Source organism: Kitasatospora sp. NPDC101157 (genome assembly GCF_044768255.1).
Taxonomy (GTDB): domain Bacteria; phylum Actinomycetota; class Actinomycetes; order Streptomycetales; family Streptomycetaceae; genus Kitasatospora.
The window spans coordinates 97,111-122,886 of sequence record NZ_JBIWPL010000004.1; the positions used below are offsets into that span (position 1 = coordinate 97,111).

Genomic DNA, 25,776 nt, shown 5'->3' on the forward strand with positions numbered 1-25,776 from the left:
CACCGGGCGGCGCGTGATCCCACCATGCGGACTACCATGCGTGAAGCACCGCAGCCCTGCACCGTGGCAGGTCCTGCCCGCCCGGCGCGCCGAGGAGCCGGGGCCTCTGGTGTGCGCGGCCGCTGCCGGCGGACGCGCGCGCCAGGGGGCCCGGAACCGCAGGGCCCGCCGGCGGACGGCCTGCGACGGCGGGTTGCGCCGGTGCGGCAGTCACGCCGCGACCGGCCGTGGACCGCGAAAGAACAGGACGCATTACGTGACTGCATTGTCTGTGAGCACCTCCTCCGCCGCCTCGCTGCGCGCGGACGCCCTGGTGGTCGGTGTCGCTAAGGGCCCCAAGGGCATTGTGCTGGCCCCCGGCGCCGAGGCCGTGAACGAGGCGTTCGAGGGCAAGCTGGCCGAGGTCCTCGGCACCCTGGGCGCGACCGGCGCCGAGGGCGAGACCGTCAAGGTGGCCTCCCCCGCAGGCCTGAAGGCCGCGCTCGTGCTCGCGGTCGGCCTCGGCGAGGCGGCCGAGGGCGGTTACGAGCCGGAGGCGCTGCGCCGCGCCGCCGGTGTCGCCGCCCGTGCCCTGGCCGGTGCCAAGAAGGCCGCGCTGGCCCTGCCGGCCGAGTCCGCGGAGGAGGTCGAGGCGGTCGCGCTGGGCGGCCTGCTCGGCTCGTACGCCTTCGGCACCTACAAGGGCAACGGCAACGGCAAGGAGCCGGTCGGCGAGCTGGTCGTACTGACCGTCCGCAAGGGCAGCAAGGACGCCAAGGCCGCCGTGGAGCGGGCCACCGCGATCGGTGAGGAGATGAACCGGGCCCGCGACCTGGTCAACACCGCCCCGAACGACCTGACCCCGAAGAGCTTCGCCGCGATCGCCCAGGCGGCCGGCAAGGAGCACGGCCTCAAGGTCGAGGTGCTGGACGAGAAGGCGCTGACCAAGGGCGGCTTCGGCGGTCTGCTGGGCGTCGGCAACGGCTCGACCAACCCGCCGCGGCTGGTCAAGGTGGCCTACACCCACCCGAAGGCGAAGGCCTCGCTGGCCTTCGTCGGCAAGGGCATCACCTACGACTCGGGCGGCATCTCGCTGAAGCCGGCCGGCCACAACGAGACCATGAAGTGCGACATGGCCGGCGCCGCCGCCGTGTTCGCCGCCGTGGTCGCCGCCAAGCGCCTGGGCCTGACCGTCAACGTGACCGCCTGGCTGGCGCTGGCCGAGAACATGCCGTCCGGCTCGGCCACCCGCCCGGGCGACGTGCTGCGCATGTACGGCGGCAAGACCGTCGAGGTCCTGAACACGGACGCCGAGGGTCGCCTGGTGCTGGCCGACGCGATCGTGAAGGCCGGCGAGGACAACCCGGACGTCATCATCGACGTGGCGACCCTGACCGGCGCGATGGTGCTGGCCCTGGGCACCCGCACCTTCGGCGTGATGGCCAACAGCGACGAGCTGCGGGAGAACCTGCACGCCCTCGCGGGCGAGGTCGGCGAGCAGTCCTGGCCGATGCCGCTGCCGGCCGATCTCAAGAAGGGGATGACCGACTCGACCATCGCCGACCTGGCCAACATGGGCGAGCGGATGGGCGGCGGCCTGGTGGCCGGCCTGTTCCTGCAGGAGTTCGTGGCCGAGGGCATCGACTGGGCGCACCTGGACATCGCCGGCCCGGCGTTCCACGAGAGCGCGCCGTTCGGCTACACCCCGAAGGGCGGCACCGCGAGCGCGGTGCGCACCCTGGTCCGCTTCGCGGAGCAGACGGCGGCCAACGGCAAGGCCTGATCCCGCAGGGCCGACCGGTTGGCCTGATCCATGGCCCGGTCCTTGCGGACCCGAGCCCGGACGGGGGCCCGGCGCGTGTGCGCCGGGCCCCCGTCGGCGTTCCCGCGCGGGTTACCTGCGAGTAGGCCGGGACGGCCCACCGCACCTCTGTTCGCCACGGGCGAAACTTTGTTCCGCACTGCGGAAGCGGCGGCCCCGCAGGGGGCGGAAGACGCCCGTCCGGCGGCTGTCAACAAGGCCTTGAGCTGCGATGATGCCCTTCCGTCGAGGGTGTTACCGCCCCGGTGACCACTCCTCGGGACACCCCTGGGGCGGACCCGGACATCAGCCACCGCGAACAAGTGCGAAGATGTATTTCCGGCACGACTGGGCGCCCCACAAAGGCTTCCGACCCACCGGACCGCGACCGGCCCGGCGACCCACCCCATTGCATGGAGGACGTGACGTGGCGAACGACGCCAGCACCGTTTTCGACGTAGTCATTCTCGGAGGCGGAAGCGGCGGTTACGCCGCGGCGCTCCGCGCCGCTCAGCTGGGTCTGAGCGTCGCCCTGGTCGAGAAGGGTGAGCTGGGCGGCACCTGCCTGCACCGCGGCTGCATCCCGACCAAGGCTCTGCTGCACGCCGCCGAGATCGCGGACGAGACGAAGGAGGCCGCCGAGTTCGGCGTTCTGGCCACCTTCCAGGGCATCGACATCAACGGCGTCCACAAGTACAAGGACGACGTCATCGCCGGCCTGTACAAGGGCCTGCAGGGCCTGGTGGCCTCCCGCAAGGTGACCTTCATCCAGGGCGAGGGCAAGCTCTCCTCGCAGACCTCGGTGGACGTGAACGGCCAGCGCATCGAAGGCCGCCACATCGTCCTCGCCACCGGTTCGGTGCCGCGCTCGATCCCGGGCCTGGAGATCGACGGCAACCGCGTGATCTCCTCGGACCACGCCCTCAAGCTCGACCGGATCCCGAAGTCGGCCGTCATCCTGGGCGGCGGCGTCATCGGCGTCGAGTTCGCCTCGGTCTGGAAGTCCTTCGGCGTCGAGGTCACCATCGTCGAGGCGCTGCCGCACCTCGTCCCGCTGGAGGACGAGAACTCCTCCAAGCTGCTGGAGCGCGCGTTCCGCAAGCGCGGCATCAAGTTCGAGCTGAAGGCCCGCTTCTCGGGCGTCGAGTACACCGAGACCGGTGTCCGCGTCTCCACCGAGAACGGCAAGCAGATCGACGCCGACCTGCTGCTCGTCGCCATCGGCCGCGGCCCGGTCTCGGCCGGCCTCGGCTACGAGGAGAACGGCGTCGCGATGGACCGCGGCTACGTCCTGGTCGACGAGTACATGCGCACCAACGTGCCCACCATCTCCGCCGTCGGCGACCTCGTCCCGACACTGCAGCTCGCCCACGTCGGCTTCGCCGAGGGCATCCTGGTCGCCGAGCGCCTGGCTGGCCTCAAGCCGATGCCGATCGACTACGACGGCGTCCCGCGCGTGACCTACTCCAACCCGGAGGTCGCCTCCGTCGGCATCTCCGAGGCCAAGGCCGTCGAGCTGTACGGCAAGGAGAAGGTCGTCACCCTGAAGTACAACCTGGCCGGCAACGGCAAGAGCAAGATCCTGAAGACCGCCGGCGAGATCAAGCTCGTCCAGGTCAAGGACGGCGCCGTGGTCGGCGTCCACATGGTCGGCGCCCGCATGGGCGAGCAGGTCGGCGAAGCCCAGCTGATCTACAACTGGGAGGCCCTGCCGGCCGAGGTCGCGCAGCTCATCCACGCCCACCCGACCCAGTCCGAGGCCCTGGGCGAGGCGCACCTGGCGCTGGCCGGCAAGCCGCTGCACGCGCACGACTGATCGCGCCCACCTCCCCCCGTTTCCAGTACTTCCCGTACGCAAGACTTGATAGGAGTCGCTGAAACCATGGCGGTCTCAGTAACACTGCCCGCGCTGGGCGAGAGCGTTTCCGAGGGCACCGTCACCCGTTGGCTGAAGGCCGAGGGTGAGCGTGTCGAGGTCGACGAGCCGCTGCTCGAAGTGTCGACCGACAAGGTCGACACCGAGATCCCGGCCCCGGCTTCCGGCATCCTCTCCTCGATCAAGGTCGGCGAGGACGAGACCGTCGAGGTCGGCGCCGAGCTGGCGATCATCGACGACGGCTCGGGCGCTCCGGCCGCTGCCGCCGCCCCGGCCGCCGAGGCCGCTCCGGCCGCCGCTCCGGCTCCGGCCGCCGAGGCCCCGGCTGCTCCGGCTGCCGCCCCCGCTGCCCCGGCTGCCGCCCCGGCCGCGCCGGCCGGCGACGCCACCCCGGTGCTGCTGCCCGCCCTGGGCGAGTCGGTCACCGAGGGCACCGTCACCCGCTGGCTGAAGGCCGAGGGTGAGACGGTCGAGGTCGACGAGCCGCTGCTGGAGGTCTCGACCGACAAGGTCGACACCGAGATCCCGTCGCCGGTCGCCGGTGTCGTCGTCAAGATCCTGGTCGGCGAGGACGAGACCGCCGAGGTCGGCGCCCAGCTCGCGCTGATCGGTGCCCCGGGTGCCGCCGCTGCCGCTCCGGCCCCGGCTGCCGCCCCGGCCCCGGCCGCTGCCCCGGCTCCCGCTGCCGCTCCGGCTCCGGCCGCCCCGGCCCCGGCTCCGGTTGCCGCTGCTCCGGCTCCGGCCGCTGCCCCGGCCGCCCCGGCTCCGGCTCCGGCTCCGGCTCCGGCTCCGGCTCCGGCTCCGGCCCAGGTTGCCGCCCCCGCCCCGGTTGCCGCTCCGGCCCCCGTCGCCGCCCCGGCCGCTCCGGCCGCCCCGGTGGCCGACAACGGTGACGCCTACGTCACCCCGCTGGTGCGCAAGCTCGCCGCCGAGCACGGTGTCGAGCTGTCCTCCGTCGCCGGCACCGGCGTCGGCGGCCGCATCCGCAAGCAGGACGTCATCGCCGCCGCTGAGGCCGCCAAGGCCGCCCCGGCCCCGGCCGCCGCTGCCGCCCCGGCCGCCGCGCCGAAGGCCGCCGCCGCGCCGTCCGCCCTGCGCGGCCAGACGGTCAAGATGACCCGCATGCGCAAGGTCATCGGCGACAACATGATGAAGGCCCTGCACGAGCAGGCGCAGCTGACCAGCGTGGTCGAGGTGGACGTCACCAAGATCATGTCGCTGCGCGCCAAGGCCAAGGACGGCTTCCTCGCCCGCGAGGGCGTCAAGCTCTCCCCGATGCCGTTCTTCGTCAAGGCCGCCGCCCAGGCGCTGAAGGTCCACGCGGTCGTCAACGCGCGGATCAACGAGGCCGAGGGCACCATCACCTACTTCGACTCGGAGAACATCGGCATCGCCGTGGACTCCGAGAAGGGTCTGATGACCCCGGTCATCAAGGGTGCGGGCGACCTCAACATCGCCGGCATCTCGAAGAAGACCGCCGAGCTGGCCGCCAAGGTCCGCGACAGCAAGATCACCCCGGACGAGCTGTCCGGCGCCACCTTCACCATCAGCAACACCGGCTCGCGCGGTGCGCTGTTCGACACCGTGATCGTGCCGCCGAACCAGGCCGCCATCCTGGGCATCGGCGCGACCGTCAAGCGCCCGGTGGTCATCGAGGCCGACGGCGGCACCGCCATCGGCATCCGCGACATGACCTACCTGTCGCTCTCCTACGACCACCGCCTGGTGGACGGCGCCGACGCCGCCCGCTACCTGGTCGCGGTCAAGGAGATCCTGGAGGCCGGCGAGTTCGAGGTCGAGCTCGGCCTGTAAGGCGTCCCAGCACCTCGGGAGCCCCGCGTCGTCCCCGGACGGCGCGGGGCTCCCGCCGTTCCGGGTGCGCTTTCCGCCGGGTCATGGCATGCGTGGAGGCGGCGGAACAGGGATGCTTGAGCGGTGATGGACGAGACCGACTTCTGGCAGATCATCGACGACACCTGGGAGGCCGCCGCCGGCGATCCCGACGAACAGGCCGAGCGGCTGGTGGAGCGCCTCGTGCAGCTGACCCCGGACGACGTGATCGACTTCGCCCGGCTGTTCGAGGCCCGGTTCCAGCGGGCCCACCGCTACGACCTGTGGGGCGCGGCCCACCTGCTGCTGGACGGCGCCTCCGAGGAGACCTTCGACTACTTCCGCTGCTGGCTCATCGGCCAGGGCCGGGAGGTCTTCGAGGGCGGGCTGGCCGAACCGGACGACCTGGCGGACCTGCTGCCGGAGTTCGACGAGGAGGAGGACGGCGAGGCCGAGGACCTCGGCTACGCCGCCGACGAGGCGTACGAGCAGCTGACCGGCCTGCCGCTGCCGGACGTCGGCGGCCGGGAGGCGGGAGAGCCGTCCGGGGCCCCGCTGGACTTCGAGGACCCGGAGGTCATGGCGAAACGCTTCCCCAAGCTCTGGGAGCGCTACGGGGACCAGTAGGAGCGGCTCAGGTGCTGCTGCCGGAGGAGCTGTCCTGCTTGATGCCCTTGAGGATCTGGTCCAGCACCGAGGCGTCCGGCGCGGCCGGGTCGTCGTCCACGCCGCCCTCGAAGACCACGTAGCCGCCGCCCTTGGCCGGGACGGCGGCCAGCAGCACGTAGCCCTGGGTGCCGTCCGAGGTGCGGACGTGCCAGCGGGTGGCGTAGCCGAGCACGCCGGCGACGCTGACGTAGCCGGAGCCGGAGTCGGTGTGGGAGGAGATCCCGCTGAAGATCGTCCCGGCGTAGGCCGGCATCGCGGCGTCGGCGGCGCCCTTCGGGGTGTCGCCCTGGACGGTGTCCTTCTCGATCGAGAACTGGCCGCGGATGCAGGAGTTGCCGTCGGCGCAGGTGTAGCGGCCGCTGCCGAGGTAGACCGTGGAGTGCGCGGAGTTGGCCGCCGCGTCCCAGCCGTCGAACACCGGGACGGTGATCGCGTGCTGCGGGTCCGGCACGGTGGTCTTGAGGGACGGCACCGGCTTGGGGGTCGGGGCGGACCGGGTCGGGGTGGGGCTCGGCGAGGGGCTGTCGCTCCGGGTGACGGTGACCGTGGGGTTCGGGGTGGGGTCCGCCTTCGGGTCCCCGCCGTTGCCGAGCACCAGCCCGGCGATGATCCCGCCCACCACCAGCACGGCGACGGCGACGCCGGCGATCACGCCGGTCCTGTTGCGCCCCGGGCCGGCCGGCGGCGGGTAGCCGTAGGCGGCGCCCGGGTAGGCCTCCTGGCCGGGGTACGGCGACTGGCCCGGGTACGGTGCCTGGCCGGGGTAGCCGTAGCCGGGCCCCTGGGCCGCGTCCTGCACCGGGTAGCCGTAGCTGCCGGGGGCGGGTGAGCCGCTCTGCGCCGGGTAGCCGTAGCCCGGCTGCTGCTGGTGCGGGGTGGGGGGCTGCCAGGTCTGGGTCGGCGCGTCGGCGACCTGTCCGGCGCCGCCCTGGAGCGGCCGGACCTCGCTGGTCCAGGCGTTGCCGTCCCACCAGCGCTCGTGACCGGGCGCGCCGTCCGCACCGGGGACCGGGTACCACCCGGGAGGCGTCGAGTTGCTCACGGGCGTACGGTACCCGGCGGCGTGCCGCTCCAGACAGGGCGGGTACGTCACGACTCTGCAGCACCCGACCTGACGGTCCGTCAGGTCTTTCGGGCGGCCGGGGCGGGGGTTCGGGCCGGGTTGGGGAGGAGTCAGGCGGTGAGTCGGCGGGCCATCCAGACGTCGTCCACGTAACGGCCGTCGATCAGGAACTCCTCGGCCAGCGAGCCCTCGACCACGAAGCCGCAGCTCTCGTACAGCCGGCGGGCCGGGGTGTTCCAGCCGAGCACCCGGAGGGTCAGTTTGCGGGCGCCGGCGGCCCGGGCCGCCGCGCAGGCGGCCTCGACCAGCCGTCGGCCGATGCCCCGGCCGCGCACCGTGCCGTCGACGGCCAGGCCCTGGATCTGCCGGACGTGCCGGTTGGCGGCCAGCGGGGTCGCGGGGACCTGGCGGACGTAGCCGACGATCCGTCCGTCCAGGACGGCGAGCAGGTACTGGTCGGGGGTGTGCCGCTCGTCGAAGACGCCCTCCTCGGCGGACGGCTCCGGGGAGACGTCGGACAGTGTGGACCAGGCGGCGCGGTTGAGCTCGGCGAGTCCGCGCTCGTCCTCGGGCCGGGCCGGGCGGATGGTCAGATCGTCATCGCGGGTCATGCCGCGTGATGCTAATAGGGCGCGTGCGAAAGGTGACAGCTGATAAGTACTGCGAGGATGAGCCCATGCGCATCGCTGTCACAGGCTCCACGGGATTGATCGGTTCGGCGCTCGTCCGCTCCCTGCTGGCGGACGGCCACGAGGTGGTCCGGCTGGTCCGGCACCGCTCCAGGACGGGCCCGCAGCCCGACGGCAGCACCGCGATCGGTTGGAACCCGCTGCTCGGCGAGGTCGACCGGGACGGGCTGGCCGGGGTCGAGGCGGTGGCGCACCTGGCCGGGGCCGGGGTCGGCGACCGGCGCTGGTCGGACTCCTACAAGCGGGAGATCCGGGAGAGCCGGGTGTACGGCACCGAGACCCTGGCGGTGGCACTGGCGGCGCTCAAGGAGCCGCCGCGGGTGCTGGTCAGCGCGTCCGCGGTCGGCTGGTACGGGCAGACCGGCGATCGGGTGATCGACGAGGACTCCCCCGCCGGGGACGACTTCCTGGCCGAGGTCTGCCTGGAGTGGGAGGCGGCCGCGCGGCCGGCCGAACGGGCCGGGATCCGGGTCGTCCACCCGCGCACCGGGATGGTGCTCTCCGCCGCGGGCGGGGCGGGCGGCCGGCTGTTCCCGCTGTTCAAGCTGGGCCTGGGCGGTCGGCTCGGCAGCGGCCGGCAGTACTGGAGCTACATCTCACTGGCCGACGAGGTCGCCGCACTGCGGTTCCTGATCGACCGCGAGGACCTCTCCGGCGCCTTCAACCTCACCGCGCCCGAGCCGGCCACCAACGCGGAGCTGACCGCGGCGATCGGCCGGGCGCTGGGGCGGCCGACGCCGTTCCCGGTGCCGGAGGCCGTGCTCAAGCTGGTGCTCGGGGAGCTGGCGGTCGAGGTGGTGGGCAGCCACCGGGTGGTGCCGCGGCGGCTGTTGGACGCGGGCTTCCGCTTCGCCCACCCGGACCTGGACTCGGCGGTGCGGGCGGCGCTGTGACGGGCCCGTGCGCCGTGCCGGGCGCGGGCGCCGTGCCGGGTGCGGGCGGCACGGCGTGGGCCTCGCGGGCGGGGCGGGTTGGCGCGCGACGGCGGGCTCGCCCGCCACGGCGGTGAGGCGTCGTCCTGCGTAGTCCGACTACGGCGTTCGCCCTGGCCAGGGGCATATGCCGGGCGGGGTCGGAGGGGTCTCCGGGAGGGGCTCCGGGAGGGGGCGCACGGGAGCACACAGCGGGCGCGTCGCACGCCCCCGGTGACCGTGCGCGCCCGTCTGCCGGGCAACCCGGCCAGTACGGCGCACTGTCCGTGACCGCGCCCCCACCCGGTGCCGCACAACCCCTTCCGACCCCCGCATCGGGCTCATCGCACTTGTCTGACGCTCACACTGACTGGGCATCACCTTCCTCGGACCGTGTCCCGGCACCCCGCTGCCTGCGTCGGCCGGAGCCCCGGGACCAGGGAGGGAGCACGCCAGTGCCCACGTACGACTTCACCCGCCGCGCCCGGCGACCGTCCGACCCGGACGTCGTCGTGGTCGGCGCCGGACTCGCGGGCCTGGCCGCCGCCCGCGCACTCACCGGCCGCGGCCTCACCGTTCAGGTCCTGGAGACCACCGACCGGATCGGCGGCCGAATGGCCACCCGCTCAGTGGACGGCTTCCGCCTCGACGACGGCAGCCACCTGCTGAACACCGCCTTCCCGGAGCTGCGCCGGGCCCTGGACCTCGACCGCCTGGACCTGCGCCCGCTCGCGCCCGGAGTACTCGTGCACAGCGCCGGCCGCCGCTACCGCGCCGGGGACCCCCAGCTCACCGCCGCCCGGCAGGCCGCGCTCCGGGCCCCGCTCGGCAGCCCGCTGGACAAGGCGCGCCTCGGCAGCTGGCTCGGCCGGATCGCCACCGCCCCGGCCGGCCGGCTGAAGGCCCGGCCCGAGACCACCGCCGCCCGCGCACTGACCGGCCACGGGCTCGCCCCGCGCAGCATCGACGGCTTCCTGCGGCCGCTGCTCAGTGCCCTGCTCGGTGATCCGGCCCTCGGCACCAGCAGCCGGATCGCCGAGCTGGTGCTGCGCTCCTACGCGCGCGGCCGGCTCTGTCTGCCCGCCGACGGGATCGCGGCCGTGCCGGCCCAACTGGCCGCCGCGCTGCCCGCCGGCACCGTGCGGACCGGGGTGCGGGTCACCTCGATCGGCGCCGACGGCGTGGAGACCCTCGCCCACGGGCGGATCGGCGCCCAGGCCGTGGTGGTCGCCACCGACGCCCGCTCCGCCGCCGAACTGCTGCCCGGGCTGCGGCTGCCGGACTTCCACCCGGTCACCACCTTCTTCCACGCCGCCGACCGCGCCCCGTTGAACGAGGCGGTGCTGCTGCTCGACGCCGACCGGCCGAACGGGAACCCGCCGCTGGTCTCGCACTCGCTGGTGCTCAGCGAGCTGCACCCGTCCTACGCCCCGGCCGGGCAGGCGCTGATCGCCACCACCGTGCTCGGTCGTCGCTCCTTCGACGCGGGCGGCCCGGCCGGGCTGGAACCGGCCGTCCGGGCCCGGCTCGCGGAGCTGTACGGCACCCCGACGGCGGACTGGCAGTTCCTCAACGTGCGGCACGTCCCGGACGCGGTGCCCGCGATGCCGCCCCCGCACAACCTCCGCCGCCCGGTGCGGCTGCTGGCCGGGCTGTACGTCGCCGGGGACCACCGGGACACCAGCACCGTGCAGGGTGCGCTGGTCTCCGGACGGCGGGCGGCGCAGGCGGTGCTGGGCGACCTGGGGCTGCCGGCCGGTTCCCGGGAGGCGGAGGCGGCGGCCTGAGCGCCGTGTCCGTCGAGCGGTTCTCCGGGACGTGCTCCGCCCGGTGCAAGCACGGGAGCGGTCCGGCCGGGGTGACGGACCGACGGACCGACGGACCGACGGACCCCGAGGCTCCGGGCCGGGAGCCGGTGGGCTCCCGGCCCGGTCACCTTCCGGGTCGTCCGGCCGGGGTGCGCGGTTCAGATCACCCCCGCCTGGCGGGCCGTCTCCTCGAAGGCGCGGGCCACCTGGCTCCCCCGGTACGGGGTGAGGCGGCGGTGGAAGTCCCGGACGTACTCCAGCGAGCGGGCCGAGCGCATCTCCCCCGCCGCCCGCAGCGCGTCGGTGGCCATGGTGCAGGCCTCGTCGAGGTCCCCCATGCCGAGCCGGGCGGTGGCCAGCACCAGCCGGCAGAAGATCCGGCTGCGCGCGTAGGCGGGCGAGCGCAGCCGCAGCGACTTCTCGGCGTGCTGCGCGGAGGTGCGCCACTGCTGGAGGTCGCGGTAGCAGTGGGCGAACTCGTCGGAGAGCTGGGCCTCGTCGAAGTACCGCGCCCAGGAGGGCAGTTCGTCGCCGGTGCGGGAGGCCGCGAGCGAGCGCTCGGCCCGGACCAGCGCCGTGGTGCAGGAGCGGACGTCGCCCAGCAGGCCGTGCCCGCGGGCCTCGGCGGCGTGCATCAGCGACTGGACCACCGGCGGGACGGCGGTGCCGACGCCCTGCTGGGCGACCCGGGCGAGCTGGACGGCCTCCCGCCCGTGGCCCAGGTGGACGGCCTGCTGGCTCATCGTCACCAGGACGTAGCCGCCGAGCGCGCGGTCCCCGGCTGCCTGGGAGAGCCGCAGCGCCTGGACGAAGTAGCGCTGGGCGAGGCCGTGCGCGGCGATGTCGAAGGACGTCCAGCCGGCCAGCCTGGTCAGGTCGGCGACGGCGCCGAACAGGGCCCGGCCGATCTGCTCGCCGTAGCGGCCGCGCAGCATCGGCTCGGCCTCGCTCTCCAGGTAGCGGACCAGCGCCTGGCGGGCGTGGCCGCCGCCGTAGGCGTGGTCGAGCGCGCGGAAGAGGTCGCCGACGGCGCGGATGGCGGCGATGTCGCCGCGGCCGACCCGCAGGGCGGGGCGGGCCTCGCGGGTCGGGTCGGTGTACGGCGGTTCGACGGCGGTGGGCGGGCGGCGGCTCTGGGTGGGCACCCGGCCGATGGTGGCGGCGGTGCCGGTGGTTCCGGCGGTGCTGCGGGCGCCGGGGCTGCCCGGGGCTCCGGGGGTGCCGACGGGCTGGGGGCGCGCCGGGCTCAGGGCGGGCGTGCCCGGGACGGCGGGCGCCGGTGCGCCGGGGGCGGCGCCGGGCGGACCGGCGTCCGGGCGGGCCAGGGTGGAGCCGTCCCGGGCGACCCGCTCGTCGGTGCGGCCGATCAGCCAGTCCCGGCTGGGGACGACCAGGCCGGCCGGGGTGAAGGCGATCCGGCGCAGCTCGGACTGCGGGCCGTTGTCCTTGCGCCACATGCTCGCCACGATGTCCACCGCCTCCTGCGGGGTCTCGGCGAACTCCAGGCCCGCGTAGACCGGGGCGCAGGCGTCCAGGCCGAGGTCCTGGGCGGTGAGGCGGCGGCCGAGGCGGCGGGTGAAGACCTCGGCGATCAGCGCCGGGGTGGCGCCGCGGGGCTGCTGCCCGCGCAGCCAGCGGGTGACCGAGGTCTTGTCGTAGCGCAGGTCGAGGCCGTGCTCCAGGCCGAGCTGGTCGACCCGGCGGGCCAGCCCGGCGTGCGAGAAGCCGGCCTCCTCGATCAGGGCGGCGAGCTGGCCGTTCTGCGGCGACGGGCCGGAGTGGCCGGTGTGGCTGCCGTGACCGCTGGTGGTCGCGGGGGCGGCGGTGGCTTCGTGCCGGGCGGGTGTGGTCTGCGCGGGCAGCCGCAGCTCGTCGGCGGTCGGGGCGTCGGCGGTCAGCGTGTCAGCGGTCAGCGTGTCGCCGGTCAGCGTGTCGGCGGTCAGGGCGTCGGGGGCGTCCGGAAGGCCCCGGCCGACCTGGCCTCGGCGCTGGCCGAGCGGGTCGAGCGGTCCGTACGCCGGGCTGTCGGTTGCAGGCCGTTGGGGCATGTCAGTCAACACCTCTCGGACGTCGCACCGGGCTCCACCAGCACTTCGGCTCGCCCGGGGCGGCGCCCCCTGTCGGGAATCGGCGTGAATGTAGCGAGCATTCGGGCGCTATGGGTGGATCTGACCGAGCAATCCTCCGAACGGGTGAAGCAACCGCGCCCATTGTGGGGAAGCGAGGTCACGATGGGTTTGGCCTTCCGGGGTCGAACCGTCGATCGACACTCGTAGTGGTTGACGCCATGGTCAGCGGTCCTGCTGTGTCGGTCCGCCACATGGGAGCCGCGCCGCCGGATTCCTACCGTTCTCGGCCATGGACACCTCTACTGCCCGCCCGCTCGACGGCCGCACGGCCCTGGTCACCGGGGCCGCCTCGGGTATCGGCCGGGCCTGCGCCGAAGCCCTCGCCGGGGCAGGCGCCCGGGTCTACGTCGTCGACCTCGCGGCCGGCCCGGCCCGGGAGCTCGCGGACCGGATCGGCGGGCACGCGATCGTCGCGGACCTCGCCGATCCCGGGGCCGTGGACGCCCTGCCGGCCGACGCCGACATCGTGGTCAACAACGCCGGGCTCCAACACGTGGCGCCCGTGCACGAGTTCCCCGTCGACCGCTTCACCCTCATCCAACGCGTCATGGTCGAGGCCCCGTTCCGCATCCTGCGCCGCACGCTCCCGCACATGTACGAGCGGGAGTGGGGCCGGATCGTCAACGTCTCCTCCGTCCACGGCCTGCGCGCCAGCGCCTTCAAGTCCGCGTACGTCACCGCCAAGCACGCCCTGGAGGGCCTCAGCAAGACCGTCGCGCTGGAGGGCGCCCCCTACGGCGTCACCAGCAACTGCCTCAACCCCGGGTACGTCCGAACCCCCCTGGTGGAGAAGCAGATCGCCGCCCAGGCCCTGGCCCACGGCATCCCGGAGGACGAGGTCGTCGAACGGATCATGCTCGACCGCACCGCGGTCAAGCGCCTCATCGAACCGGACGAGGTCGCACAACTCGCCCTCTGGCTCTGCACCCCGCCCGCCGCGTACATCACCGGCGCCAGCCTTCCCATCGACGGCGGCTGGACGGCGCACTGACACGGGGCTCACCGACACGGGGCCCACCGAACGGGCACACCGACACGGGGGCGCATCGCGACCGCGGACGAGACCGCGCACGACACCGGCGCCCCTGGACGAAAGAACCGGCGGTGCCCCCCGCGGACGCCTCGTCCACGGGGACCACCGCCGGCGCACCGCCGGTCGCGGTCGATCAGTGGCCCTACGGCCGCCGGGTCCCCGGAGTCACTGGTACCGGGCCACCTCCGGCCGGACGACCAGGCGGACCCGGGTGAGGACGTCCGGGGGCAGTTGCCCGTTGAGCTCACGGCCGTACCGGCCGGCCAGGCGCCGGAAGAACTCGCCCTCGGTGTCCGGCACGATCCGGTGCACCCGGCCCCGGACCTCCAGGTAGCGGTACGGCTGCTCCGGGTCGTTGACCGACACGGAGACCCGGTCGTCCCGCCGGACGTTGGCGTACTTGACCCGGGTGGTGGACGTGCTGAACGACAACTCACCCTCCTCCCACAGGAACCACATCGGGTTGACCTGCGGGGCGCCGTCCGCCCGGAGGGTGCCCAGATGGCAGAAGAGCGGCCGGATCAGCAGGTCCTCGTGGCCGGCCGGCACCACCTGGCGGGCCATCAGGCGCCACTGCCGGCGAGAGCGGGTACCGCGTCCAGGTCGTCCGCCGAACGCAGGGCCACCGTCCGCATCCAGGGGTGGGCCCGCTCGGCCAGCTTCGTCAACGGCCCCGCGGGCGCCAGCTCGACGTGGAGCGTCCGCGCCGAGGAGTGCCGGGCGACGGACTCCGCGCACAGGTCCCACCGCACGGCCGAGGTGAGCTGCGCGACCAGCCGTTGCCGGAGGTCGTCCGGTCCGCCGACGAGGGCGCCGTCACCGTTGCCCAGCATCGCGGAGTCCGGCGACCGCCACGGCGCCCGGGCCACGGCGCGGGCGAAGGGCTCCAGGGCCGGAGCCATCGCCTCGGTGTGGAAGGCCCCGGCCACTTCAAGCCGGACCACCCGCACGCCGGCCGGCGGCTTCGCGCCGAAGGCCTCGACCGCGGCCGAGGGACCGGCCGCCACGAACTGGTGGCTGCCGTTCCAGTTGGCCACGGACAGTCCCCCGGCCCGGATCGCGTCGACGATCGCCTCGTCCGCCGCGCCGTCCCGCTTGGACGGCATGCACGCCGCCATGCCGGTCGGGGCCGTCGCACACGCCGCCGACATGGCCTTCCCGCGTTCCCGGGCGAGGGCGACCGCCGCCTCCGGGGACAGGTAGCCCGCACCCGCGGCCGCGGCCAGCTCGCCGACGGAGTGCCCGGCGTACAGCACCCGGTCGGGGTCCACGTCCAGCCGGGCCCGCAGCCGCTCCAGCGACAGCAGCGCCGTCGCCGTGATCAGCGGCTGCGCGACGGCGGTGTCGGCCATCGCGGCGGCGTCACGGCCGGCCTCCAGCAGGTCGAGCCCGGCGGCCTCGGACCACTCGGCGAGCAGCTCCCGGGCGTACGGTGCCGACGCCAGCCAGGAGTCGAGCATCCCCGGTCGGTGCGCCCCCTGACCCGGCACGGTGATCACGTGGTCGTACATGGTGCCTCACTTTCCTTGGACGGCAGGTCGGTCGGCGCTGCTCGCCGTGGCGAGGGAGTCCGGGGGCCGGCTCAGGGTGATCGCGCGCTCCACGGTGAGCACGGGCTGTCCGTCACCGGTGCGGGAAACCCCGGAGAACACCGCGGTGTCCTCGTGCGCGTCGAGCAGCCGCACCGAGTGCACGAGGAGCTCGCCCGCCCGGACCGATCCCTCGAAGCGCAGGTTGCGGGCCGACCCGAACACCAGCAGCCGGTCACGCGAACCCTCCTCGGCGTCGAGCACGGCCAGCAGCCCGCACGCCTGGAGGAAGGACTCCAGCACCAGGGTCGACGGGAGCCGGGCCGGCCGGGCCGATCCGGCGTGGCCGCCGAGCTCGTGCCGGGACACGGCCTTGACGGCGGTCAGCTCGCCCGGCGCGTGGGCGAGGATCCGGTCGACGTGGAGCGCCGGGTGGCCGTACGGCAGCAGGTCGGCCGGGTCCGGGTACCCGGTCATGACGCGCACCTCCAGGTCGCGGCGATCCGGGCACAGCGCCGGCCGCCGACGGTGCAGGTCGTCGTGGTCGACAGCAGCGGGCGCTCTCCGGTGACGCTCGTGTCGAACAGCACCTCCTCCCCCGCCAGGACCGGCAGGCTGAACCGGGCCGACTCGACGGAGACCAGTTCCATCCCCCCGGGCGCGCCGTCCAGGTGGAGTTCGAGCATCTGCTGCACGCCCTCGATCAGGAACACACCGGGGTAGACCGTCAGCGACGGGAAGTGCCCGGCCAGGTAGGGGTCGTCGGCGCGCACCCGCTTGCGGCCGAGGAACCCGCCCTCCCGCGCCTCGACCGCGTCCACCGCGGACAGCGGCAACTGCCGGGCGGCGGTCACCGCTCGCCGTCCTGGCGGCGGAGCAGCACCAGCACGGCCACCACCGACAGCGCGGCCAGAACCACCGAGATCCACATCACCTGGTGGAACGCCGAGGCGTGCGCCGAGGCGAGGGTGGAGACCTGGTCCGGGTGCTGCGCGAAGAGCTGCTTGACGTCACCCGCGGCCAACTCGTCCGCCGCCTTGGCGGCGTTGAGGTCCGCGGGCAGCGAGGCGTCCGCGAGCCGGGTGTTGACGAACGAGGCGACCAGGGCGACGACGACCACGGAGGCGAGGGACTCCGCGGCGAGCCGGATGGTGTTGAACATCCCCGCCGCCATGCCCGCCGAGGTGTTCGGCACGGAGCCGACCGCCGCACCGTCCATCACGCCGTTGAGCACACCGACACCTGCGCCGGTGACGGCCAGCGGGACCGCCAGCGCCCACAGCGCGCTGTCGCCCTCGACGAAGGTCAGCCCGAACGCGCCGAGGCCGATCAGGGCGAGGCCGCCGACCAGGATCAGCCGCAGCGGCACGCCCGCGGCGCTCAGCCGGCCGGACACCATCGGCACCAGGAAGATGGGCACGGTCAGCAGCAGGATCCGCAGGCCGGCCGCGCCGTTGCCCAGTCCGCCCACGCTGAACAGGAAGGCGGGGAGCAGCAGGAGCAGCCCGATGAAGCCGAACGCGAACTCGATGTTGACCAGGTTGACGGTGAGGAACTGGCGGTCGGCGAAAAGGCCCAGTTCGAACATCGGGTTGCTCGTGCGCCGCTCGTGGAGGACGAACAGGACGAAGGTCAGCACCGCGCCCGCGAACAGGGCGATGGTGCGCGCGTCGGCCCATCCCGACTGCGGGCCCTCGATCGTGCCGATCGTGAGCAGCAGCAGCGCGGCGGTGAACAGGCCCGCCCCGAGGAAGTCGAAGCGGTTGCCGCCCTTGCTGCGGGACTCGGTCAGCACCAGCGAGCCGAGCAGGCCCGCCGCCACGATCACCGCATGGAACCCGAACACCGCCCGCCAGTTCAGGAGTTGGGCGATGAAGCCGCTGATGGTCGGCCCGAGCGCGAGCCCGGCGCCGATCACCACACCGACCAGCCCGAAGGCCTTGGCCCGGGCCGGGCCGTCGAACGAGTTGGCCACGATGGCGGTCATCGACGTCACGATGGCGCCGGCCCCGATCCCGGCGGCGGCCCTGGCCACGTCGATCACCAGGGTGCTCTGGGCCAGGACGGTGACCAGCAGGGAGGCCAGGTACATCCCGGCGCCGAGGCGGAAGACCCGGCGCCTGCCGTACTGGTCGGCGAGCACGCCCGTGGCGAGCATGGTGCTCGCCGCGGCCACGTTGTAGGCGTTGACCACCCATTGGAGCGGGGCCAGGCCACCGCCCAGGTCGGTGCCGATCCCCGGTAGCAGGAGCGGCGTGCCGCTGACTCCGAGGGGCACGATCACGACGGCCACCGCGGCCACCGCGAGCACCGACCACGACGGTGTGCGGCGTTCGCGGGTGGCGGCGGTGCCCGTGTGGATGACGGACTCCGTGCTGGTCACTGTTGGACTTCCTGTCTGTGAGGTGTTGGCCTACGCGGCGAGCGAGCCCGCGAACGAGGTGATGGCACGCACGAGGGAGTTGGCGGGCAGGTCGGCGAACAGGACGTCGTGGTGGCTCAGGGCCTTGTCCTCGACGAGGTCGAGACGGCTGATGGCCGACAGCTGGGCGAGTTCCTTCGCGGCCTCCAGCGAGGAGCCGTTGGTGAACGCGGAGGCGTAGGCCAGCACCGGGACGTCGATCTCCTTGGCGTGCAGGCCGCGCAGGCCGAGCAGCTCGGTGATCTCGTTCGGCCGCAGCGGGTCCGCGGCGATCAGGTCGAGCAGGGTGCGGTTCAGCGTGTGCCACTGGAACCCGCCCGCGCCGAGCGCGTGGGCGTGGGCGACGACACCGAGCCGGGTCGGGCCGTCCTGCACCCAGGTGCCACCGTCGAAGTGCCCGGCCGTCACGCCGTATCCCGGCTTGGCGTTGCCCAGGTTGACCAGGGCGGCGAAGACCTCGTGGTTGGTGGCCGAGGCCGAGACGGGGTACCGCTCCGGCAGGTGGGCGGCCAGCGGCGAGACGGCGGTGGGCTGCTCCAGCACCGCGCGGGCCGCCAGCTTGTAGAACAGCGCGGCGGTCTCCGGCGGGCCGTCGAAGCCGAGGGTGGCCGACGTCGAGGTGTCGGTCTCGAACACGCCGCCCGCGCGGATGCCGGCGAGCCAGCCCTGCGCGGTGGCGAGGTCGATGCCGAACTCCATGCCGGCGCCGCGGAAGGCGTTGAGCGCACCGCCGTCGACCAGGATCAGGCCGTCGATGCTCCGGTGGCCGCCGACGCCGTCGAAGTCCCAGCTCGCGTAGTGCACGGCTTCGGCGGAGCCCACGGAGTGCCCCGCGAGCAGGACCTTGCGCCCGCCCTCGGCGGCCGCGGCGACCGCGACCCGGATGTCGTCGACCAGGACCTGAAGCCCCCACTCGGCGTACTCGGCGAACCGGGCCTCGTCGGGGCGCCGGTAGCCGCCGTCGAGGTAGTAGGCCACGGCCTGGTCCAGGGGCGCCCCGGCGCGGGAGGTGTCGGCGAGGAACGCCTCGCGCCGGTCCATGGCCCAGAACTGGAGGTCGGGCGCGACCGCGGCGACGCTGCGGCCCAGGGCGGTGAAGCCGGCGGCCGTGCCCTCCTTGCCGCCGAGGAACAGCACGACCGTGGAGGCGTGCGGGTTGCCGATCTTCAGCAGGCCGATCGAGGCGTCCGTGGAAGTCCCGGTCGGCACCGGGAGGGTCACGTACTCCTCGCGCCAGGGGCGGAAGGAGGTGGTCAGGGCTGCGTCCATGTCTGGGTGTTCCTATCGGTGGTTCGGATCGGTTGTCAGGGGCGGGGCGGACGGGGCGGGCGGGCGGGTCACACGCCCATCCCGATGCCGCCCCCGATGGGTATCGAGGCCCCGGTGATGAACCCGGCCTCGTCGGAGATCAGGAAGCCGACCAGAGCGGCCACTTCCTCGGGTGTTCCGGTGCGGCGCAGCGGGGTCTGGGAGACCACCTGGTCGCGCCTGCGGTCCGTCAGACCGGCGATCATCTCGGTCTCGATGAGGCCGGGCAGGACGGCGTTGGCCGTGATGCGCGCCCGGCCCAGTTCCCAGGCGAGGGAGCGGGTCAGGCCGATCAGCCCGCTCTTGGAGGCGGAGTAGCTGGTCTGCCCCGGCGAGCCCCACAGGCCCATGACCGAGGAGACGAACACGATCCGGCCCCACTTGTTCGACATCATGTCGGACACCGCCTCGCGGACGACGTTGAAGGCGCCCGTGAGGTTGGTGTCCAGCACGCCGGCCACGTCGTCGGCGTTCTGGGTGACCAGCAGCCCGTCCTGGGTGATGCCCGCGCTGCTGACGACGATGTCGATCTCGCCGAGCACCTCCCGGGCCTCGCGCACCGCCGAGGCCACCGAGTCCGGGTCGCGGACGTCGCAGTGGACGAACGAGACGCCGTCCACCTCGGGGCGGGTGCTGCGGTAGGTGCCGACGACGCGGTACCCGCGCTTGGCCAGGTCCCTGGCGATGGCCTCGCCGATGCCCCGGTTGGCCCCGGTGACAAATGCCGATCGCGAGCTCATCGCGACACTCCTTCACAGATCGCCGCGGAGCCGCTGATCATCGAGTCGATGAGCGCGATCGCGGATTTCGTCGCGTCCCCGCCGGAGAGCACGCCGCACCAGCCCGCCTCGCGGGCGCCTGCGACGTTGCCCGGCAGGTCGTCGACCAGGACGTTGAACCGGGGGGCCAGGCCCGAGCGGGCCTCGGCGAGACGGAATATCCGGGTTTCGGGTTTGCGGGTGCCGACGTCGCAGGACAGCACGACGTCGTCGAAGCCGTCCGCGACGGTGGGGAAGGCGGCCAGGTGGCCCCGCCACTCGACCGGCAGGTTGGACATCAGCCCGACGAAGGCGCCGGCCGCCCGCCACTCCCGCAGGGCCGCCACCCAGTCCTCGTCGAGCCGCCGGTCGCTCCACCAGCGGGTGGCGAAGTCGGACAGGTCGGCGGAGACGTCGTAGCGGCCGAGCAGTTCGCGTTCGATCTCCCCGGTCCAGCGGCGCTCGTCGAGGACGCCGGAGTCGAGCACCGCCATTCCGTCCGGGCAGCCGTGGCGCTCGGCGATCGCGCGCAGGCACCGCACGATCTGCGCGGGGGTGAAGTCCGTGCCCTCGCAGAACCGTCGCACCCCCTCGGCCAGCGGCGGGGTGAGGACGCCGCGGAAGTCGCTCCAGATCGCGATCCGGGTCATGACCGCCTCGCCATCGACGTCAGTTCGAACCACATCCCGGTGACGACGCGGTCGTCCTGCCGGCAGCTGACCTCGACCTCGTTGCCGGACCTGCGGGCGAGGACGGTGGTCCGGGTGTCGAGTTCGGCGAACCCGGGGAACTCCGCGCGGCAGCCGCTGATGATCCAGTCCACCGGACGGTCGGTGCAGGCCAGGGCGAGCTGGCGGCCCGCTTCGATGAGCACCATCGCGGGGTAGTGGTCGTAGTCGTGGTCGAACAGACTGGTGTTGGCCAGGTCCGCGTCGAGGAGCGCGGTGGCCCCGTCGGCGGTCCGCTCCAGCCCGGCCAGCACGACGTTGGCCGTCTGCGTCCGGCCGACCCGCGCGGGCTCGGCGATGTCCCGGTGGCGCCGGAAGGTGGCCCGCATCGTCGCGGTGGTCGGTGCCGGGGAACCGTTGCGCTGGTAGGCGCGCAGGTCCGCGTACCGCCCCTTGGGCACCCCCTGGACGGCCATCCGCGAGTTCAGCACGGGCTCGTTCGAACCGGTGACGACGGCCTCCTGCGAGTAGACGATCTGCTTCGGCGAACCGTCGGCGCGCAGCTTCATCTGCTCCATGGAGGTGGTGATCATCAGCTCCTTGGTGGAGTTCACCAGGGTGTCGACGTTGCTCAGCCGGATGTCGATGGAGTTGAAGAACGCCGCGACCCCGAGCGGAACGCCCTCGAAGCGGTGCGCCGCGCTGATCGCCGCCTGTCTGCACGCCTCGGTCATCAGCAGCAGGTCGAGCCGGTGCCGGCCGTGGTGGTCCAGGTAGTAGGAGCTGATGTCGGTGGTGACCGTCGTGGTGTGGTAGCGGTGTTCGGCGCCCCAACTCGGCGGGGAGACCAGGATCTCCTGGTTCGCGCGGTGCACCAGCTCCTGGGTGATGCGGTTGACGGCCGTGGTCATCGAGTGCTGTCCCCCCTGTTGCGAGCGGTCTCCGGTGCGATGTCGGCCACGATCCCGTCCGGGCGCACGACGCAGGTGACGCGCCGGCTGATGCCCAGGGCGGACCGCAGGGCCGGCCCGGTCAGCGACACGACGTCGCGCCCCGCCCGCTGGACGACCGAGTGCCGCACCTTGCTGTGGCGGCCCGCCGTGCCCGCGGGGTCGAACTCGATGGCGACCGGCTCGGTCAACGACAGGAAGTCGTGCAGGCGCGCCCCGCCGGCGGTGTCCGTGGGGATCGCGACGTTCGGCAGCCTGGCGTGGCTGCGGAGCACCCCGACGGCCTTCGGACGGCCCTGCCCGGGGCCCGGGCTGAACCGCTGGGCGATCTGGGTCTGGCGGGGGATCACCACGCGGTCGAGCAGCCCGGTGCGCTCGGCGCCGTACAGCACCGCGTCCCGCAGGCGGCGGCGCAGTCCGCGCACACCCCAGAGCCGGGTCTGGAGGTCGGTGTCGCGCAGCACGTTCTCGACCACCTGGTGGCGTTCGTCCGCCCACTGGGTGAAGACCCGGCCGGACTCCGCCGCGGACCGCGGGTGGCGGCAGATCGCGCCGAGGCGCCAGGCGAGGCCGGTCGCGTCCTCCACGCCGGTGTTGATGCCCTGCCCGCCCGCCGGGCTGTGCGCGTGGGCGGCGTCCCCGACCAGGAACACCCTGTCCCGCCACACGTGTTCCGCGGCCTTGCGGTGGATCCGGAACCGGCCGGCCACGTGGCCGTCGAGGAACCGGACCGGGACGGGCGACCGCCGGCCCACCACGCGCGCCACCGTGTCGACCAGCGCCTCGCCCTCCGGGATCTCGCGGGGCGCGCTGATGAAGGCGCGCCACTGCTCGTTCGGGAGCGGCACCATGACGAGCACACCGGTGTCGGTCATGAAGTAGTGCGCGGAGTCGGTGGAGAGCTCCGTGTCGCAGGGGCCGTCCGAGAGGAGGAAGGTCTGTTCGTAGGTCTGGCCCACGAACTCGACGCCGATCGCCGAGCGGACGGCGCTGTGGACGCCGTCCGCGCCGATCAACCAGTCGTAGGCCTCCTCCCGCGCCGCGCCGGTCTCCAGGTCGGTCAGCGTCGTGGTCACCGCGTCCGCGTCCTGCCGCAGAGCGGTCAGTTCGGTGTGGGTGCGGACCGAGCCGCCGAGCTCGGACAGGCGGTCCCGCAGGACGCGCTCGGTGGTGTGCTGCGGGATGGCCAGCGCGTACGGGTACTTGGTGTGCCGCAGCCTGCGGAAGGTCATGCTGGCGACGCGGGTGCCGTTGGAGTGGTAGTGCTGGCCGGTGAGTCGGTGGCCCTCGGCCACCAACCGGTCGGCGACGCCCAGGCGTTCGAAGCTCTCCAGCGCGCGGGGCCAGAGCACCACGGCCTTCGGGTGGGTGTGCGGGGCGGCGGCCTTGTCGACCACGGTCACCGGCAGCCCCTGGAGGCGCAGGGAGACGGCGGCGGACAGGCCGACCGGGCCGGCGCCCACGACCAGGATCCGGGGGCTCATGTCCCGGCCCCGATCCGCAGGACGGCCGCACCGACGGCGCCGGAGATGTCGATCCCCGTGATCAGCGCCGTGTCGCCGGGCCGTCCGACCGCCAGGGCGGCCGCGACCTGGAGGGCCCCGGTGGCGCTGCCGCACTCGCCGAGCGCCTTGCGCACGTCCACCCGCGGAGCCGCGAAGCCGGCCAGTGCGGCCTGTTCGGCCGCGGCCAGCACCGTGCTCTCCGAACCGGGCAGGACGAGGTCGACGGCGGTGCCCTCCACCCCGGCCTGCCGGAGCACTCCGGTGATCACCCGGCGCAGGGCGTCGCTGTAGCCGGCGGCCGAGCGGTCGGGAGCGAAGCCCACCGCGCACGCCGGTACGGTCGCCAGCGCGGGCGCCTCGCTGAGCCCCTCGGGCTCCAGCGCGAACACCGCGGCGGCCTCGCTGACCGGCACGGTCTCGTGCACGATCTTCTTCGAGCGGATGCCCCAGGCCGTGTGCGGGGACAGCTCCTCCACCCCGCCCACCAGCATCCGCTGCCCGTGGCCGCGGCTGATCAGCCGCGCCGCGTACTGCAGCGCCGAGACGGCACTGAGGTTCCCGTTGGCCAGCGTGGAGTTGGGGCCGCTGAACCGGTGCCAGATCGCGATCTGGCTGGCGCAGCAGTTCATCGTGGTGTTGGGGAACTGGGCCGGGTTGACCAGGTCGATGCCGGCCCCCTCGATCACCCGGGAGTCCAGTTCGATGCTGCTGCGGAGGCTGCCCACCGTGCTGCCCATCGCGACCCCGGTGGACAGCCAGGAGTCGTCGGTGATTCCGGCCCGCTCGGTCAGCGTGCGCTTGAGCGTGGCGCTGACCGCCAGTCCGAGGGCGGTGGTGCGGTCGATGTTCTTCGTGCCCTTCTTGGGCACGTAATCGGTGATCCTGAAGGAGGGCACGGCCGAGATCCGGCCGGGAATTCCGACGTAGTCACCGGCGTCCGCCTCCGGCGGCGGGTTCTGCGGCAGACCGTCGGCCGCGTTCAGGCGTTCCCGTAACGCGTCCGTGCCGAGGCCGGCGACGGACAGGACGGAGATGTCGGTGATCCGAGGTGCACCGGTCCGGCTCATCACAGCGACTCCCCCGTCGCGGCGGCCACGGGACGATCCGTGACGGCGCCGAATATCGTGATCGCGTTGTTCCCGCCGAACGCGAAACCGTGGTTCTGGGCGACCTTCACGTCCGCGCTCCGAGCCTTCCCGGCGACGAAGTCGATGCCGGGTCCGAGCTCGGGATCGACCTCGGTGAGGTTGATCGTGGGCGGAAGGAAGGAATCCTCGATCGCCTTGCAGCAGGCGATGGCACCGAATCCGCTCGCCGCGCCCATGGTGTGCCCCAGCATCGACTTGATGGAGCTCATCGGCGGGTGCGCGTCACCGAAGACGCTGCGCGTCGCGGTGACTTCGGTGACGTCGTTGGTCGGTGTGCCCGTGCCGTGGGCGGAGATGTAGTCGACGCTGCCCGCGTCGATCCCGGAGTGCGCGTGGGCCTTCCGGATGCAGTCCGCGATGCTGTCCGCGTCCGGGTGCACGATGTGGTGCGCGTCGCAGGAGAGCCCGTAGCCGAGGAGTTCGGCGTAGATGTGGGCACCGCGGCCGGTGGCGTGCTCCAGTTCCTCCAGCATGAGCACCGCGCCGCCCTCGGCCGTGACGATGCCGGTCCGGTTGCGGTCGAACGGCCTTCCCACCCCGTCGGCGATGGCGCCGAGGCTGAGGAAACCCGCGTGGGTGAAGCGGTTGACGCTGTCGGCGCCACCCGCGAACATCACGTCCGCCTCGCCCGAAGCGATCTTGTCGCCGGCGCTGCCGATGGCGTAGTTGGCCGCCGAACAGGCCGTGGGAATCGTCATCGTCTCGCCGTGGAGGCCGAGTTCGACCGAGACGGCGGCGGCGATGTTGCCGGCGGGTAACTGGCTCACCAGGCCGGCGTCCATGAGGCCGGGGCCGTGGTCCAGCCAGTGGCCGGTGAGGGTGTCGACGGTGGGGGCCTCCCCGTTGGTCGTCCCGATGATCGCCCCGGTCACCAGCCGCAGTTCCTCGGTCAGCTCGATGCCCGAGTCCTGAGCGGCCAGCCGAGCGGCTGCGGCCGCGATCTGCGCGGTCCGGCCCCAGTCGCCCGGGTCGATCGTGCGGACGATCGATTCCGGCGAGAAGTCGTGCACTTCGCCGCCGAGGTGGCTGCTGAAGTCGCTGCTGTCGAAGGAGCGGATCTCCGAGATCCCGCTCCGGCCGTGCTTGATGCCTTCGGTGAAGTTCTCGACACCGGTGCCGATGCTGCTGACGCAGCCGATTCCGGTGACGACCACCCGACGGGTCCTAGCCTTCATCGCCGGCCTCCTCGGCGGCGCGCAGCTGGATGATCCGCCGGATGATCTCGTCCACGGTGCGCAGTTCCCCGACCTCTTCACGGGGCAGGCGGATCGCCAGTTCCTTGTTCACCCTCGCGAGGACCTGGATCAGGCCGAGCGAGTCCGCCTCGTAGTCGTCGATCAGGTTCGCGGTCAGGTCGACCTCGTCGGGCTCGACATCGAGTTCGAGTTCGTCGACGACGATCTCCAGGGTGACCTGCTTGATCGTCTCGTCGCTGAGCTTGGTTTCCACTTGCGCCTCCATGACTGGATATGGGCAGCCGTCATCACCGGCAACGCCGGGAAGGGGATTGCTCTGGAACGCCGATTTCCGGCGGAGTCCCCGTCGTGGACGGAGGACTCCCGCGCGCTCACGCGCGGTGCGGCCGATCGGTCCGGTTGTCGGGGACTCGACTCGCCCCGGTCCGGCGGCGATCGGCTCCCGCGGGCACGACTCCGCCCGCGTCATCGGCCACTGACGCCCACCTGCGGTTGCTACCCACG

Annotated in this window: 23 protein-coding genes; 7 read left to right on the forward strand and 16 right to left on the reverse strand. The window is 73.3% G+C overall.

Annotated features, from left to right (window positions below; genetic code table 11):
- Positions 1-256: 256 nt before the first annotated feature.
- The 4 genes from ACIRVF_RS10185 (at position 257) to ACIRVF_RS10200 (ending at position 6,113) form a co-directional block, all read left to right on the forward strand.
- On the forward strand, positions 257-1,762 hold the full coding sequence (locus ACIRVF_RS10185) for a leucyl aminopeptidase (protein ID WP_402815843.1): 1,506 nt from the start codon (positions 257-259) through the stop codon (positions 1,760-1,762).
- A 445-nt stretch (positions 1,763-2,207) separates the two neighbouring features.
- A complete protein-coding gene (gene lpdA / locus ACIRVF_RS10190; protein ID WP_402815844.1) occupies positions 2,208-3,596 on the forward strand; it encodes a dihydrolipoyl dehydrogenase in 1,389 nt (462 codons plus the stop codon).
- Positions 3,597-3,662: 66 nt separating this feature from the next.
- Complete coding sequence (sucB, locus tag ACIRVF_RS10195) at positions 3,663-5,468, forward strand: 2-oxoglutarate dehydrogenase, E2 component, dihydrolipoamide succinyltransferase (protein ID WP_402815845.1); 1,806 nt, start codon at positions 3,663-3,665, stop codon at positions 5,466-5,468.
- Between the two features lie 126 nt (positions 5,469-5,594).
- Positions 5,595-6,113, forward strand: a complete 519-nt coding sequence (locus tag ACIRVF_RS10200; protein WP_402815846.1) for a DUF4240 domain-containing protein — start codon at positions 5,595-5,597, stop codon at positions 6,111-6,113.
- Positions 6,114-6,120: 7 nt separating this feature from the next.
- Here the strand turns inward: ACIRVF_RS10200 and ACIRVF_RS10205 are convergent, their stop codons facing one another.
- Together ACIRVF_RS10205 and ACIRVF_RS10210 are read right to left on the reverse strand one after the other, a co-directional pair.
- Complete coding sequence (locus tag ACIRVF_RS10205; protein WP_402815847.1) at positions 6,121-7,197, reverse strand: DUF2510 domain-containing protein; 1,077 nt, start codon at positions 7,195-7,197, stop codon at positions 6,121-6,123.
- A 131-nt stretch (positions 7,198-7,328) separates the two neighbouring features.
- The gene (locus ACIRVF_RS10210; RefSeq protein ID WP_402815848.1) at positions 7,329-7,829 is read right to left on the reverse strand and encodes a GNAT family N-acetyltransferase; all 501 of its coding nucleotides are present in this window, start codon (positions 7,827-7,829) and stop codon (positions 7,329-7,331) included.
- A gap of 65 nt (positions 7,830-7,894) precedes the next feature.
- On the opposite strand from ACIRVF_RS10210, the gene ACIRVF_RS10215 reads away from it, so the two are divergent.
- Positions 7,895-8,800, forward strand: coding sequence for a TIGR01777 family oxidoreductase (locus tag ACIRVF_RS10215; protein ID WP_402815849.1), 906 nt, complete (start codon positions 7,895-7,897; stop codon positions 8,798-8,800).
- Positions 8,801-9,273: 473 nt separating this feature from the next.
- The gene (locus tag ACIRVF_RS10220) at positions 9,274-10,605 is read left to right on the forward strand and encodes an NAD(P)/FAD-dependent oxidoreductase (RefSeq protein ID WP_402815850.1); all 1,332 of its coding nucleotides are present in this window, start codon (positions 9,274-9,276) and stop codon (positions 10,603-10,605) included.
- Between the two features lie 179 nt (positions 10,606-10,784).
- On the opposite strand, the gene ACIRVF_RS10225 is transcribed toward ACIRVF_RS10220, so the two are convergent.
- Positions 10,785-12,674 (reverse strand): regulator, encoded by a 1,890-nt coding sequence (locus tag ACIRVF_RS10225; RefSeq protein ID WP_402815851.1) that lies wholly within the window; start codon positions 12,672-12,674, stop codon positions 10,785-10,787.
- A gap of 310 nt (positions 12,675-12,984) precedes the next feature.
- On the opposite strand from ACIRVF_RS10225, the gene ACIRVF_RS10230 reads away from it, so the two are divergent.
- Positions 12,985-13,746, forward strand: coding sequence for a 3-hydroxybutyrate dehydrogenase (locus ACIRVF_RS10230; RefSeq protein ID WP_402815852.1), 762 nt, complete (start codon positions 12,985-12,987; stop codon positions 13,744-13,746).
- 207 nt (positions 13,747-13,953) lie between these two features.
- Here the strand turns inward: ACIRVF_RS10230 and ACIRVF_RS10235 are convergent, their stop codons facing one another.
- The 13 genes from ACIRVF_RS10235 to ACIRVF_RS10295 all read right to left on the reverse strand — a co-directional run bounded on the left by ACIRVF_RS10235 (position 13,954) and on the right by ACIRVF_RS10295 (position 25,525).
- Positions 13,954-14,352, reverse strand: a complete 399-nt coding sequence (locus tag ACIRVF_RS10235; RefSeq protein ID WP_402815853.1) for a PPOX class F420-dependent oxidoreductase — start codon at positions 14,350-14,352, stop codon at positions 13,954-13,956.
- A complete protein-coding gene (locus ACIRVF_RS10240) occupies positions 14,352-15,299 on the reverse strand; it encodes an ACP S-malonyltransferase (protein WP_402815854.1) in 948 nt (315 codons plus the stop codon). The genes ACIRVF_RS10235 and ACIRVF_RS10240 overlap by 1 nt, the downstream gene beginning before the upstream one ends.
- 6 nt (positions 15,300-15,305) lie before the next feature.
- Positions 15,306-15,794 carry a 3-hydroxyacyl-ACP dehydratase FabZ family protein gene (locus tag ACIRVF_RS10245; RefSeq protein WP_402815855.1) on the reverse strand — a complete coding sequence of 163 codons (489 nt, stop codon included), beginning with the start codon at positions 15,792-15,794 and terminating at the stop codon, positions 15,306-15,308.
- Positions 15,791-16,171 (reverse strand): 3-hydroxyacyl-ACP dehydratase FabZ family protein, encoded by a 381-nt coding sequence (locus ACIRVF_RS10250; protein ID WP_402815856.1) that lies wholly within the window; start codon positions 16,169-16,171, stop codon positions 15,791-15,793. Before ACIRVF_RS10250 ends, ACIRVF_RS10245 begins: the two co-directional genes overlap by 4 nt.
- Positions 16,168-17,700: an MFS transporter gene (locus ACIRVF_RS10255; protein WP_402815857.1), complete on the reverse strand. Its 1,533-nt coding sequence runs from the start codon at positions 17,698-17,700 to the stop codon at positions 16,168-16,170. Before ACIRVF_RS10255 ends, ACIRVF_RS10250 begins: the two co-directional genes overlap by 4 nt.
- Before the next feature lie 30 nt (positions 17,701-17,730).
- Complete coding sequence (locus ACIRVF_RS10260; protein WP_402815858.1) at positions 17,731-19,008, reverse strand: hypothetical protein; 1,278 nt, start codon at positions 19,006-19,008, stop codon at positions 17,731-17,733.
- Between the two features lie 68 nt (positions 19,009-19,076).
- A complete protein-coding gene (gene fabG, locus ACIRVF_RS10265; protein WP_402815859.1) occupies positions 19,077-19,787 on the reverse strand; it encodes a 3-oxoacyl-ACP reductase FabG in 711 nt (236 codons plus the stop codon).
- The gene (locus ACIRVF_RS10270) at positions 19,784-20,455 is read right to left on the reverse strand and encodes an HAD-IA family hydrolase (RefSeq protein ID WP_402815860.1); all 672 of its coding nucleotides are present in this window, start codon (positions 20,453-20,455) and stop codon (positions 19,784-19,786) included. Before ACIRVF_RS10270 ends, fabG begins: the two co-directional genes overlap by 4 nt.
- Complete coding sequence (locus ACIRVF_RS10275) at positions 20,452-21,384, reverse strand: AfsA-related hotdog domain-containing protein (protein WP_402815861.1); 933 nt, start codon at positions 21,382-21,384, stop codon at positions 20,452-20,454. The genes ACIRVF_RS10270 and ACIRVF_RS10275 overlap by 4 nt, the downstream gene beginning before the upstream one ends.
- Positions 21,381-22,907 (reverse strand): FAD-dependent oxidoreductase, encoded by a 1,527-nt coding sequence (locus tag ACIRVF_RS10280; protein WP_402815862.1) that lies wholly within the window; start codon positions 22,905-22,907, stop codon positions 21,381-21,383. Before ACIRVF_RS10280 ends, ACIRVF_RS10275 begins: the two co-directional genes overlap by 4 nt.
- Positions 22,904-23,995 carry a beta-ketoacyl synthase N-terminal-like domain-containing protein gene (locus tag ACIRVF_RS10285; protein WP_402815863.1) on the reverse strand — a complete coding sequence of 364 codons (1,092 nt, stop codon included), beginning with the start codon at positions 23,993-23,995 and terminating at the stop codon, positions 22,904-22,906. The genes ACIRVF_RS10280 and ACIRVF_RS10285 overlap by 4 nt, the downstream gene beginning before the upstream one ends.
- Entirely contained in the window at positions 23,995-25,251 is a 1,257-nt protein-coding gene (locus ACIRVF_RS10290; RefSeq protein WP_402815864.1) for a beta-ketoacyl-[acyl-carrier-protein] synthase family protein, read from the reverse strand. Before ACIRVF_RS10290 ends, ACIRVF_RS10285 begins: the two co-directional genes overlap by 1 nt.
- Positions 25,241-25,525, reverse strand: coding sequence for an acyl carrier protein (locus ACIRVF_RS10295; RefSeq protein ID WP_402815865.1), 285 nt, complete (start codon positions 25,523-25,525; stop codon positions 25,241-25,243). The genes ACIRVF_RS10290 and ACIRVF_RS10295 overlap by 11 nt, the downstream gene beginning before the upstream one ends.
- Between the last annotated feature and the right edge of the window lie 251 nt (positions 25,526-25,776).